The sequence below is a fragment of the Shewanella sp. DAU305 genome (genome assembly GCF_026802235.1).
GTDB lineage: Bacteria > Pseudomonadota > Gammaproteobacteria > Enterobacterales > Shewanellaceae > Shewanella > Shewanella baltica.
Map to the genome: position 1 here is coordinate 3,056,772 of NZ_CP113808.1, position 12,440 is coordinate 3,069,211.

Annotated in this window: 13 protein-coding genes; 10 read left to right on the plus strand and 3 right to left on the minus strand. The window is 45.0% G+C overall.

The features are described 5' to 3' along the window. Positions 1–227: 227 nt before the first annotated feature. Positions 228–1,526 carry a tyrosine-type recombinase/integrase gene (locus tag OX890_RS12865; protein ID WP_268649343.1) on the minus strand — a complete coding sequence of 433 codons (1,299 nt, stop codon included), beginning with the start codon at positions 1,524–1,526 and terminating at the stop codon, positions 228–230. A gap of 61 nt (positions 1,527–1,587) precedes the next feature. Then, entirely contained in the window at positions 1,588–1,806 is a 219-nt protein-coding gene (locus OX890_RS12870; RefSeq protein WP_106650466.1) for a hypothetical protein, read from the minus strand. A 179-nt stretch (positions 1,807–1,985) separates the two neighbouring features. Between OX890_RS12870 and OX890_RS12875 the strand changes: the two genes are divergently transcribed. After that, complete coding sequence (locus tag OX890_RS12875; protein WP_220592937.1) at positions 1,986–3,557, plus strand: DUF3369 domain-containing protein; 1,572 nt, start codon at positions 1,986–1,988, stop codon at positions 3,555–3,557. A gap of 70 nt (positions 3,558–3,627) precedes the next feature. Here OX890_RS12875 and OX890_RS12880 read toward each other — a convergent pair whose 3' ends face one another. Next, the gene (locus tag OX890_RS12880) at positions 3,628–4,080 is read right to left on the minus strand and encodes a hypothetical protein (protein ID WP_106650464.1); all 453 of its coding nucleotides are present in this window, start codon (positions 4,078–4,080) and stop codon (positions 3,628–3,630) included. 258 nt (positions 4,081–4,338) lie between these two features. On the opposite strand from OX890_RS12880, the gene ccoN reads away from it, so the two are divergent. From ccoN to etrA, 9 genes are all read left to right on the plus strand, one after another. Next, the gene (gene ccoN / locus OX890_RS12885) at positions 4,339–5,775 is read left to right on the plus strand and encodes a cytochrome-c oxidase, cbb3-type subunit I (protein ID WP_006081607.1); all 1,437 of its coding nucleotides are present in this window, start codon (positions 4,339–4,341) and stop codon (positions 5,773–5,775) included. 13 nt (positions 5,776–5,788) lie between these two features. Further along, positions 5,789–6,415, plus strand: a complete 627-nt coding sequence (gene ccoO, locus OX890_RS12890) for a cytochrome-c oxidase, cbb3-type subunit II (protein WP_006087156.1) — start codon at positions 5,789–5,791, stop codon at positions 6,413–6,415. Between the two features lie 11 nt (positions 6,416–6,426). Next, a complete protein-coding gene (locus OX890_RS12895; RefSeq protein WP_006081605.1) occupies positions 6,427–6,603 on the plus strand; it encodes a CcoQ/FixQ family Cbb3-type cytochrome c oxidase assembly chaperone in 177 nt (58 codons plus the stop codon). Further along, the gene (ccoP, locus tag OX890_RS12900; RefSeq protein ID WP_126491968.1) at positions 6,603–7,571 is read left to right on the plus strand and encodes a cytochrome-c oxidase, cbb3-type subunit III; all 969 of its coding nucleotides are present in this window, start codon (positions 6,603–6,605) and stop codon (positions 7,569–7,571) included. Before OX890_RS12895 ends, ccoP begins: the two co-directional genes overlap by 1 nt. A 110-nt stretch (positions 7,572–7,681) precedes the next feature. Next, positions 7,682–8,161 carry a FixH family protein gene (locus OX890_RS12905; protein ID WP_268649344.1) on the plus strand — a complete coding sequence of 160 codons (480 nt, stop codon included), beginning with the start codon at positions 7,682–7,684 and terminating at the stop codon, positions 8,159–8,161. A gap of 36 nt (positions 8,162–8,197) precedes the next feature. Further along, positions 8,198–10,597 carry a heavy metal translocating P-type ATPase gene (locus OX890_RS12910; RefSeq protein ID WP_268649345.1) on the plus strand — a complete coding sequence of 800 codons (2,400 nt, stop codon included), beginning with the start codon at positions 8,198–8,200 and terminating at the stop codon, positions 10,595–10,597. Positions 10,598–10,635: 38 nt separating this feature from the next. Further along, positions 10,636–10,851, plus strand: a complete 216-nt coding sequence (ccoS, locus tag OX890_RS12915; protein ID WP_071939826.1) for a cbb3-type cytochrome oxidase assembly protein CcoS — start codon at positions 10,636–10,638, stop codon at positions 10,849–10,851. An 11-nt stretch (positions 10,852–10,862) separates the two neighbouring features. Beyond that, positions 10,863–11,555, plus strand: a complete 693-nt coding sequence (locus OX890_RS12920; RefSeq protein WP_268650611.1) for a sulfite exporter TauE/SafE family protein — start codon at positions 10,863–10,865, stop codon at positions 11,553–11,555. A 55-nt stretch (positions 11,556–11,610) separates the two neighbouring features. Next, positions 11,611–12,363 carry an electron transport transcriptional regulator EtrA gene (etrA, locus tag OX890_RS12925; RefSeq protein WP_006081599.1) on the plus strand — a complete coding sequence of 251 codons (753 nt, stop codon included), beginning with the start codon at positions 11,611–11,613 and terminating at the stop codon, positions 12,361–12,363. Positions 12,364–12,440: the final 77 nt, after the last annotated feature.

A 12,440-nucleotide genomic window follows, 5' to 3' on the forward strand; every position in this document is an offset into this window, starting at 1 on the left:
ACTTAGTTAATCGTACCAATACTCAAATAAGAGCAGGTAAGATGGCCCAGAAAATTTCTGGCGGAAAAAAGCAAATCTCAGTCTGCCGCGAAATCTCATTCTGAGTGGCCACGAACACACATGTGTCGATGTATTAATTGATAGACAGACTATATTTAACATAATATACATTGTACGCAGTTTTGTGTAGGTGGCTAAGTAGGTAAAAGTGCCGTTTTTCAACAAGCTTAATCACCGATGCCTTTTAAATGGTCGATTGGTTTATTGAATGCACTTTCATGGCGTTCGATTTGGCTTGTGTGCAAATACTGTGATGTGGTGTCAATGCTCTCATGGCCAGCGTCGGCTTGTACATGGGATAACGGTCTGCGGTTAATATTGATATCGTGTGTGATACCTGTGTGACGAATATTATGGGCTGTAAGTTTGCGCATCTGCGCGGCGTCTTGTGCAAAACCATCAGCCTCAATACTATCTGCTGCCAGATTGATAATACTTTGAATTTCATCGCGGACTTGGCGAATGCCGAGATTGGCATTGAGGATGCCGACATCTCGACCACGACCAGCAGCTTTGTGCCGCACAAACAGTGGATGGTTCTCGTTTGGCCTTGGATAATCCGTTAAGCCTAAAAACTGGCGGTATTTGACTAAGGCGTCGAGTAAAGCTTTTGAGATTGCCACGCTGCGCCTTTTACCGCCTTTGCTCAATGGAATATGAAAACTCCAAATACCCGTTTGTTGATTGTGCTTAAACTGATCCATCACCGGTGAATAACCTGCGCGTGCAGACACATCTGAGATACGCAAATAGCAACAATAGATCAATGAAATCAGAAATAAGCTTCTTTGATGTAATTCGGGCGATGTTTCTGCCAACGCTGTTACGGTCGCCATAATGTATGACCACTGTAATTCAGTGAATGCGAGACTGTTATCATCTTCATGATGTTGACGCTGATATTGCCGATTGGCCGCGAATCGACTGTGATTCAGCCAAATTTGTGCCGGATTACGCTCACAATATTCTTCACTTGTAAGGTACGAGTAAAACGAAGACAAAATGGCCATTTTCGTTTTTAACGCATTGTCACTTAACGCATAAGGCTGGATTTGCCCGAGTCGCTTTTTACCGACAAATGGCCGCCACTGTGGGTTTGGAACCCGTTCATCACGCATTTTATCGGGCTTGAATTGTGGCACATTAAAATAGCCAATCAGTGCTATGGGCGGCGCCTGGCAGTAATCTACGTAATGGCTCATATCTTTGCGTGTGACTTCTATGGGCGACATTGAAACCACATCAAAACACCAATGAAGAAATGTCGTGAGCTCGCTGCGATAGGCTTTATAGTTGTTTTCGTTATGCTTTTGCTCAAACAGCCAATCACTAGCGTGCTCAATCACTAAACCCGCATCGGCCACCTTTTTCATGCTAATTTGGGTGATATATTGGTTAACGACACTATTACCAACTTGTATGAATTCAAATGAGTCAAATAACGGGATTACGGGAGGAAGTTGCATATTGCATCTGAATTATAAGGGTTTCTGATATGATAATACTTAAACGCAAATGCCGATAATGTTATTTATCGGCATCAACTAGGGTCAGATTTTGAGTACAACTGGACAATGTACATTTCTGGCATGTAATACGCTTTTGACAACAAATTAAGCATAACTGCCACACTTGCTGTTTAGACTGACTATCCAAGCACCTAAAATCTGCCGCACAGAGGTGCCCATCATGTATAAGCTGTGCCAGTTTATGCGTTGAAATCGACAAATTAATTTGGTGGCTCATGCCCTTACCCGCTAATCAGTGTGTGATATGAACAGAATACACAAATGATAACTGTTATCAATAACTCAATTTAAGGTTTGCCACTCACCTCGCTATTTAATGTAAGAATTTGCACTGCATTGAAATGTGTCTACTACACTGATTATGTGATCATTATTTTTATTTGAATGAGGTATCGAATGCTGATTGATCTTGCAAAGAAAAATCCGCTGTTTTCCGGTAAAAAGCTTACCGAGACAACTGCATCAGGTATCCCTTGGAAGGTATTAGTGGTCGATGATGAACCTGATGTTCATACCGTCACTAAGCTTGCCCTCTCCCGCTTTAAACTCGATGGCCGCCCGCTTACTTTTATCAATGCCTACAGTGCCGAACAAGCAAAAGAGTTGATGAATCAGGAACATGATATCGCCATCGCCTTTATTGATGTTGTGATGGAGAGTGATCATGCGGGCTTAGAATTAGTAAAATGGATCCGCGAAGAACTGCAAAATAAAACCACTCGACTAATCCTGCGTACAGGCCAGCCAGGTCAAGCACCTGAAGAAGACGTTATCGTTAATTATGATATTAATGATTACAAAGCCAAAGCTGAACTCGATTCCCGTAAACTGATGACCAGCGTCTACTCTGCCCTACGTTCTTACCGCGATATTATGGAAATTGAACAAGCAAGGCGCACCCAAATAAATCACCGTAAAGGGCTAGAAAGGGTGCTAGAAGCTACATCTGGATTATTTGAGCTGCGCACCCTGCATAAATTTGCAGATGGCCTGCTAACTCAAGTCGCCACCCTACTCAATCTGGATTCTGAAACCTTATTGCTAACGTGTAATGCCATTGATGCCATAAGCGGTCATCTGGATCCTGTGAACATAGAAATCCTCGCAGGCACAGGCCAATTCTCAAATAAATCCCATATTACTCAATTACCAGAGCATATCGACCGCTTACTGCGCAGTGCGATCACGCAAAAACGCTGCCTGTATGAAGACAATTGCTTTATCGGTTACTTCCCCACAAAAAGCGGGTTAATCAATCTACTGTATATGGATGGTATTGATAAAATTGATGATCTTGACAAGAAACTTATTGATATTTTTGCTATCAACGTCGGCGTTGCATTTGAAAATTTACTGCTCAATCAAGAAGTCGAAGATACCCAATCTGAACTCATTCTGCGTTTAGGGGATGTGGTTGAAAGCCGTTCAAAAGAAGCCGCGAACCATGTGAAACGTATGGCAGAATATTGCTCTCAGTTGGCCTTACTCGCTGGTTTACCTGAATACGAAGCTGATTTACTACGCCGTGCTTCACCTATGCATGACATAGGTAAGATAGCGATCCCCGATGCGGTTCTGCTCAAACCTGGCAAGTTAGATGATGAAGAATGGAAAGTCATGCGTCAGCATCCTACGATTGGCCATCAGATTTTGGCAAATTCTGAGCGACCCATATTAAAGGCGGCATCAATTATTGCACTACAACACCATGAAAAATATGATGGTTCTGGCTATCCAGCCAATTTAAAACAAGACGAAATTCACATTTTCGCGCGCATTGTTGCCATTGCAGATGTGTTTGATGCACTTTCCCATGCCCGCTGTTATAAAACGGCCTGGCCTTTAGAAGAAGTGTTAGCTGAAATGCGTAAAGGCGCTGCGAAACACTTTGATCCGCACTTATTACAGCTCTTTATTGATAATGTGGATATTTTTGTCAAAGTAAAAGACAGTTGGAAAGATAGTTAATCCTTAATCACCCGAGTTAACACTCTCTAATAATACGCTGAGGACGATTCGAATAAATATCTAGCCAGTCTTAACCATTGTTATCCGCAAGAAAATCAAACACTGTCGCTTTGGTTTCGCCATTTGCTTCAAAACTTACAAAACCGCGCCAAACCATATAACCACTGCTGCAGGAGCCATATACCATCTGACCAATATAGGTCATTTCATCGGTTTGCTTCACATTTACAGGAATAACCCCCATAAACATATCTCTTCCTTCTAAACGAATTTGCACATTTTTGATAGGCGTTGAAGCTAACAGCCTTAATGTTAATGGCTTTTCGCTCGGGGCATTCGCTGGCGATAGGCTAATAGCAAGTTTGATATCGTCCACTTGTTTAACACAATCCCCTGCCGAAAATTGACAGAGGGAAGGATCAGAGCTGCTTTTATGTGTGACTTGCTTAGCATCTTCAGTACAAGCTGTGAGATTGATGAGAATTAACGCGATGAATAAATAGAGATTAGGACGATTTAGCACAAAGATTAACCTTATGACGCAATATGTTAACATTCTATGGCGTAGGTTGATCTAGATCAACTTTCTACACCCCTTCTTTGGTATCTTTTTTGATATTGCTCAAGTATCATTGCGAAACCTCATATTTGAGCAAAAATATGCAGGGTAACGCATTGACATAGCTCAGCAACCTTAATAGGGAAGCTGAGTTTTATGTCATTTTATAACAGGTAAAGCTTGTCTTTACTAAAAGTAAAAGTAATAAGCAGTGGAAGCATTATGATGAACCATTCCCAGCCAACAGGCGCTGATTACAATTACGCCATTGTCCGCCAATTTGCCTTAACCACAGTTTTGTGGGGTATTGTTGGTATGTCAGTCGGCGTATTAATTGCGGCTCAGTTAATCTGGCCTCAGCTGAACTTTGACACTCCTTGGTTAACGTATAGTCGCTTGCGACCATTACACACCAATGCGGTGATCTTCGCGTTCGGTACATCAGCCCTTTTTGCAACATCCTATTATGTCGTACAACGCACCTGTCAAACCCGACTATTTGCACCTAAGTTAGCCGCATTTACGTTTTGGGGATGGCAAGCCATCATTCTGTCAGCAGCTATCACTTTACCAATGGGTTTCACTCAAGGTAAAGAATACGCTGAATTAGAATGGCCTATCGATATCGCAATTACTATCGTTTGGGTGTCCTACGCTATTGTGTTCTTCGGTACTATTATCAAACGAACGACTTCGCATATTTATGTTGCGAACTGGTTCTTTGGTGCCTTTATTATTACCGTTGCTGTACTACACATAGTTAACTCTATGGCAGTACCAGTCAGTCTGTTCAAGTCATACTCTCTGTATAGCGGCGCTGTCGATGCTATGGTGCAGTGGTGGTATGGTCACAATGCGGTAGGTTTCTTATTAACCGCAGGCTTCTTGGGGATGATGTATTACTTCGTACCTAAGCAAGCGGGTCGTCCTGTGTACTCTTACCGTCTATCTATCGTCCATTTTTGGGCTTTGATCGCACTGTATATTTGGGCTGGTCCTCACCACTTACATTACACAGCTTTACCTGACTGGACTCAGTCTTTAGGTATGGTGATGTCACTGATCCTATTCGCACCTTCTTGGGGCGGTATGATTAACGGTATCATGACCTTGTCTGGTGCTTGGCATAAACTGCGTACTGACCCTGTATTGCGTTTCTTAGTCGTTTCTCTGTCTTTCTACGGTATGTCTACCTTCGAAGGCCCGATGATGGCAATTAAGACAGTTAACGCATTATCACATTACACAGATTGGACTATCGGTCACGTTCATTCCGGCGCGCTAGGCTGGGTTGCAATGGTGTCTATTGGTTCTCTGTATCACTTGATCCCTGTATTGTTCGGCCACGGCCGCATGTACAGCATCAAGTTAGTCAACGTCCATTTCTGGTTAGCGACTATTGGTACTGTGCTTTACATCGTATCTATGTGGATTTCAGGTGTAATGCAAGGTCTAATGTGGCGCGCAGTGAATGCTGACGGTACTTTGACTTATAGTTTTGTTGAAAGTCTTGAAGCTTCATATCCTTTCTACTTTGTACGTTTCCTTGGCGGTTGTTTCTTCCTGACCGGTATGCTGATCATGGCATACAACGTGATCCGTACTGTGAAAGCCTCTAAAGATTCATTGCCAGCATTGGCTGAACCAACAGCGGCTTAAAGGAGCAAACTCGATGAAATTTAATCATGAGATAGTTGAAAAAAACATCGGTTTGTTAGCGATCTTTACCGTTATCGCTATCAGTTTCGGTAGTCTCGTTGAAATCACACCGTTGATTTTTCAAAAAGATACGACTGAGCCAGTGGAAGGTTTAAAGCCATACACTGCTCTGCAAATTGAAGGCCGTGACATCTATGTTCGTGAAGGTTGTTATAACTGTCACAGCCAGATGATCCGTCCTTTGCGTGCAGAAACTGAACGTTATGGTCACTACTCTGTCGCGGGTGAATCGGTTTGGGATCATCCATTCCAATGGGGTTCTAAGCGTACAGGTCCTGATCTTGCCCGTGTTGGCGGTCGTTACAGCGATAAATGGCATGAAGTTCACTTAATCGATCCTCGTGCTGTAGTACCTCAATCGAATATGCCAGGGTTCCCATGGTTAGCCGAAAACAAGTTAGACGGCGAACTGACGGGCGATAAGATGACTATCCTACGTAACATGCATAAAGGCGGTTACAAAGGTAATGATCTTTATACCGATGAAGAAATCGCAGGCGCACAGCAAGCTGTTGCAGGTAAGACAGAGCTGGAAGCCTTGATTGCATATCTTCAATCTTTGGGTCACGCACTCAAATAAGGAGGCAATATATGGATTACGGCACATTACAAGGCATTTTAACCATCATTGTGATGCTGACCTTCGTCGGTATATTTGCTTGGGCATATAGCTCGCGTCGTCAAAAATCCTTTGATGAAGCAGCTAACCTTGTGTTTTCCGATGAGGAAGTCAGCAAGGTATCGAAGGACTCAGGAGAGAATAAGTGATGAGTAGCTTCTGGAGTATTTGGATTAGCGTACTCTCGTTAATTGTGATCGCGGGATGTTTTCTATTACTGCGTGTGTGTTCTAAGAACACCACGGACGTAAAAGAAGGCGAATCCATGGGTCACAGTTTCGACGGTATTGAAGAACTCAATAACCCACTGCCAAAATGGTGGAGTTATATGTTCTATATCACTATCGTGTTTGGCTTGATCTATCTAGCCTTATTTCCTGGTTTAGGTAACTACAAAGGCCTTTTAGGCTGGACCAGTTCTAACCAAAGCATTGGTACTGAGCAAGGTATTAAAGCCGACTCTGCCGCAGCCATTGAGCTTGCCGCAAAAGAAGGCCGTTATGTTCAGTATGACCAAGAAGTAAAACACGCTGATGAAAAATATGGCCCAATCTTCGCGGCTTACTTGGCTACACCACTAGAAGAATTAGTGAAAAACCAAGAGGCATTAAAAGTGGGCGGCCGTTTGTTCCTACAAAACTGCGCACAGTGCCACGGCTCTGACGCACGTGGTAGCAAAGGCTTCCCTAATCTCACCGATGGTGACTGGTTATATGGTGGCGACTTAGCCACGATTAAAACCACTATCATGGGTGGTCGTCATGGCATGATGCCGCCAAAAGGTGGTTTGCCAATTGATGACAGCGAAATTGCGGGTTTAGCTGAATACGTTGTTAAATTGTCTGGTCGTGAGCACGATGAAACACTCGCCGCTCAAGGTCAAGGCTCATTCATGAAAGGTTGTTTCGCGTGTCATGGTATGGACGCTAAAGGCAACAAGTTCATGGGTGCTCCGAATTTAACTGACGATGTTTGGTTATATGGCGGTAGCCGCGGCGTGATCGAAGAAACGATCAAACACGGCCGTGCTGGTGTCATGCCAGCCTGGAAAGACGTTCTCGGTGAAGAGAAAGTTCACGTGATCGCAGCTTATGTTTATAGCTTGTCAAACAAGTAATTAGATGTGAGTAATGCTAAGGCCTCGAAGACTTCGAGGCCTTTTTTTTAAAGTGCTAAAACCGTCTTTTAACGGTAAAATGGCGCAAATTTTTTGAATGGGTATCTGACATGAGCGAACAACAAGCCTGGTATAAGCAGTTCTGGCCTTGGTTTTTAATTATTCTTCCTTTATGTGCCGTCGTCGCAAGTTTTACCACACTAAAAATTGCCCTTACGAACTCGGACTCTTTAGTCGCCGAGGATTACTACAAAGATGGCAAAGCCATTAATATGGACTTAAGTAAAGTAAAGTATGCCAAACAAATAGGCATGAATTTTTTACTCGAACAAACTAATAATGAAATTCTGCTGACGCAACAAGGTGGTCCCGCTTCTCAAGCTGCGCTGAAAGTCGAGTTCTACCATCCAACCATTGCCGACAGAGACATCAAGCTCACCGCTACAGCCGATGCCAGTAATGTGTATCGCATTACCGTGCCTGCCACACTGTTCGGCCCTTGGGAAGTGCGTCTTGAAAGTTACGATGGCAAATGGCGCATTCACCAACGCGTTGAATTAAAAGATCATGTCCAACTTTGGCTGAACTGATTGTGGTTGAATTGATTTAGTTAAATAAGAATTGCTATGACACATCCAAGTTGTTTTCACTGCCAAGAGCCCGTGCTGACGGGCCAGCAGTTTGTGACTCGCATTAATGATCGTGATGAACTCATGTGTTGCCCTGGTTGCCAGGCGGTTTCTCAGGCGATTGTGGATGCGGGATTACTCAGTTACTACAAGTTCCGCACTGAACCCGGCAGTAAGCAGAACGCCCTCGTCCCCGAAGCCTTAACGCAGTTTAGTGCCTATGATTTACCCGAAGTGCAGCAAGACTTTGTCCATTCTGAGGACAATATCGAGTCAGTGTCACTTTCTATCGATGGCATCACCTGCGCGGCCTGTGCTTGGTTAATTGAGCACAAAGTAAAACAACTAACGGGCGTGAGCCAAGTGCTCGTCAACTCGACCACCCAAAGGGCTATGATCTGTTGGGATAAACGCACGGTAAAACTCAGCGATATCCTCGGGCAAATTAGCCGTATTGGTTATCAAGCCGCGCCCTATCAAGTCGATGAGCAAGAGCTCAACAACAAACTCAATAGCCGTAAGTTTTTATTGCGCTTAGGCTTAGCGGGTTTTGCGACCATGCAAGTGATGATGTTCGCCCTCGCCCTCTACACAGGCTACTTCACCGATTTAGATGTGCAGTATCGGGATTATTTCCGTTGGGTCAGCATGATTTTTGCCACCCCCGTAGTGCTTTATTCGGCGCAGCCCTTCTATTTCAGTGCTATTCGTACCCTACTCAGCGGCAAACTCAATATGGATGTGTCTGTCTCCATTGCGATTGGCGGCGCATACGTTGCCAGTTGTTTTGCCACAGTAAATGGCACAGGCGAAGTGTATTTTGAATCTGTGTCCATGTTTACCTTCTTCCTGTTACTCGGGCGCTACTTCGAACAAAAAGCCAGACAAAAGGCCTCGGTCAGCTCGAGTAATTTGCATAAGTTAGTGCCGCTCACCGCACACTTAGTGAACGACAATGGTCAGGAAGAAATTCCCGCCAAAAAGTTACGTCTCAATGATGTGATCCTCGTCAAACCGGGGGAAATGATTGCAGCCGATGGTGTGGTGATTGAAGGTCACACTAGCATCAATGAAGCTATGCTCACTGGCGAGCAAATGCCAATTGAAAAAACTATTGCTAGCCAAGTTTACGCAGGCACAATCAACGTCGACCAACCCATCAAAGTTAGCGTCACAGCGCTAGGGCAAGACCAACTTGTGGCTGAGATTATTCGACTGCAAGAGCTTGCATCCAATACTAAACCTGCAATTGCGCTATTAGCCGATAAGTTATCGCGCTATTTCTCGGGCACTATCCTGACCATAGCGACAATCACCTATTTGGTTTGGCATCAAATTTCCCCAGAGGATGCCTTTTGGGTAACGCTATCGGTTTTGGTTGCTACCTGTCCTTGCGCCTTAGCACTGGCTACACCGACCGCCGTCACCTGCGCGACCGCTATTTTTACTCGCCTTGGGATTATTACTCGCAAGGCCGGTGTCTTTGAAAAACTGCCACAGATCAAACATATTGTCTTTGATAAAACCGGCACCCTCACCTGTGGTACCCTCTCTATCGGGCAAACGCAGTGCATGGCCGATTTAACCAAGACGCAAGCCTTAGCCATTGCCGCAGCGCTGGAAACAGGCTCTCACCACCCGATTGCCGCCGCATTTGCCGTATTTGCCGATAATGCATTGGTTACCGAAGAGGTTCACCATGAAGTCGGCTTTGGCGTTCGAGGCAGAATTGATGGCACTGATTACTTAATTGGCAATGCGGTATTTACTGGCACGAGTATTGATAGTCGTGACCCAACCCAAAAGATTTGGTTAGCACGTTCAGCCAATAATCAGCTTGAAGTACTGGCAAGCTTTGAAATTCAAGACAATATTCGCCAAGACAGCAAAGCCACAGTTGAAATGTTAAAGCAGCAAGGTTGCCGTATCAGTATTGCCAGCGGCGATAGCTCAGGGCATGTACATCAACTGGCAAAAGAGCTGGGGATTGACGATGTGCACAGCGGCTTAACGCCTGCTGATAAACTTGCCCTCGTGACCCGATTACAACAGCATACACGGGTTGCCATGTTTGGCGATGGCATCAACGATGCGCCTGTGCTTGCGGGCGCCGATTTGTCGGTGGCCATGGGCAGCGGCAGTGCTATTGCGAAAAACAGTGCCGATTTAGTTTTATTGGGGGATCATCTGTCCCGTTTCACCCAAGCCGTTAGCGTCGCGAAACTGACAACACAGATTATCAGACAAAATTTAGCGTGGGCGCTGGGTTACAACGCCCTAATTTTGCCCTTAGCCGTTACTGGCCATGTGGCACCTTATATCGCCGCCATTGGCATGTCGGCGAGTTCTTTGATTGTGGTCGGTAATAGCCTGAGATTATTGCGGGTTAAAGTGTGATCACAATAAACGTAAAACCAGAATAGTAAGAGGTCATTATGGAAATTATTTATGTGCTTATCCCCATTGCCATGATCTTTGTCGCCATCGCTGTAATGGTATTTTTTTGGGCGGTGAAATCCGAACAATTTGACGATTTAGACCGCCAAAGTGTGTCGATATTATTCGACGAAGACACTGTTAAACCAAACAGCCATCCCGTGCCTGAGAAAGAGCAAGCCGAAGCAGCGCAAGAAAAAGGCATGCCGCTGTGATTGATTACGCAGTGATTGAGTACAATATCACTGGGGCTTTTCTCGTTGGTCTCATGGGCGCCGCACATTGCTTTGGCATGTGTGGCGGTTTAGTGGGCGCTTTCTCAGCCCAAATCCCTCATCCTAAAATAGGTAACCAGCTGGCCCATCAGCTTAAATATTTACTGAGTTACAACCTTGGCCGCATTTTGAGTTACACCTTAGCGGGCGCTTTAGTGGGCGCTTCGGCGGCAGGTCTTGGTCACTTATTTGAACTGGATACGTATTTGATTGTGCTGCGTATCATTGCCGGACTGATGATGATCGCAACAGGGCTGTATATCGCCAAAATTTGGGTTGGAATAGTGCAGATTGAGCGCGTCGGTCAATGGTTATGGCGATATTTAAAACCCATAGCGCAACGGCTTGTGCCTATCCAAAATCCGAGCCAAGCGGTCATGGCAGGATTCATTTGGGGCTGGCTCCCCTGCGGCCTTGTCTATAGCACCTTAACCTGGTCGGTCGCATCTGGCTCTGCCAGCCAAGGCGCCTTGATTATGTTGGCCTTTGGATTAGGCACCTTACCCGCCCTATTGAGTGCTGGTGTTGCGGCAAAACGCCTCGCTGCTTGGGTTCAACAGAAAACCGTTAGACTATTGAGCGGCTTACTGTTAATTGCGTTTGGTGGTCAAACTTTATATATCGCACTCGCGCAGCTAAACTAGCCCAAGTGAGTGAATTGGTTTAACATGGCTGCAGTGGATAAACTTGAGAATCAACATGACAATTGAACAAAATAAGAATCGTCGTCCTGCCGCTAGCGGATGCACAATCCATTGTCACGATTGCAGTATGGGTACCCTTTGTATTCCTTTTACCCTCAATGCAAGTGAGCTAGATCAGCTCGATGATATTATCGAGCGTAAAAAGCCGATTCAAAAAGGCGAGCAAATTTTTAAATCGGGTGATGCGTTAAAATCCCTGTTTGCGATCCGCTCTGGCACCATCAAAAGTTACACTATTACCGAGCAAGGCGATGAGCAGATCACCGGCTTCCACTTAGCGGGTGATGTGATTGGTTTTGACGGTATCCACGCCCAGTTGCACCAGAGTTTTGCACAGGCACTCGAGACCTCCATGGTCTGTGAAATCCCCTTTAACATCCTCGATGAACTTTCAGGCACTATGCCTAAATTGCGTCAGCAGATCATGCGCCTGATGAGCAATGAGATCATGAGCGATCAAGAAATGATCCTGCTACTCAGCAAGAAAAATGCCGAAGAACGTCTGGCAGCCTTTATCAGTAATCTGGCTAATCGTTTTGGTAGCCGTGGCTTCTCGCCCAAAGAATTCCGCTTAACCATGACCCGCGGTGACATTGGTAATTATCTCGGTTTGACCGTAGAGACCATCAGTCGCTTACTTGGGCGTTTCCAAAAATCAGGCTTGATTGAAGTTAAGGGAAAGTACATCACTATCCTCGACTCGCAAGAGCTGAATCTGTTAGCGGGTAATTCGCGCATAGCGAGATAGTTCACCGCAAGAGTGTTTGCTGCAAAAAAATTGAGTGCAGCATAATAGTTAAGTGCAATAGAGTTACGCGCTAGGTC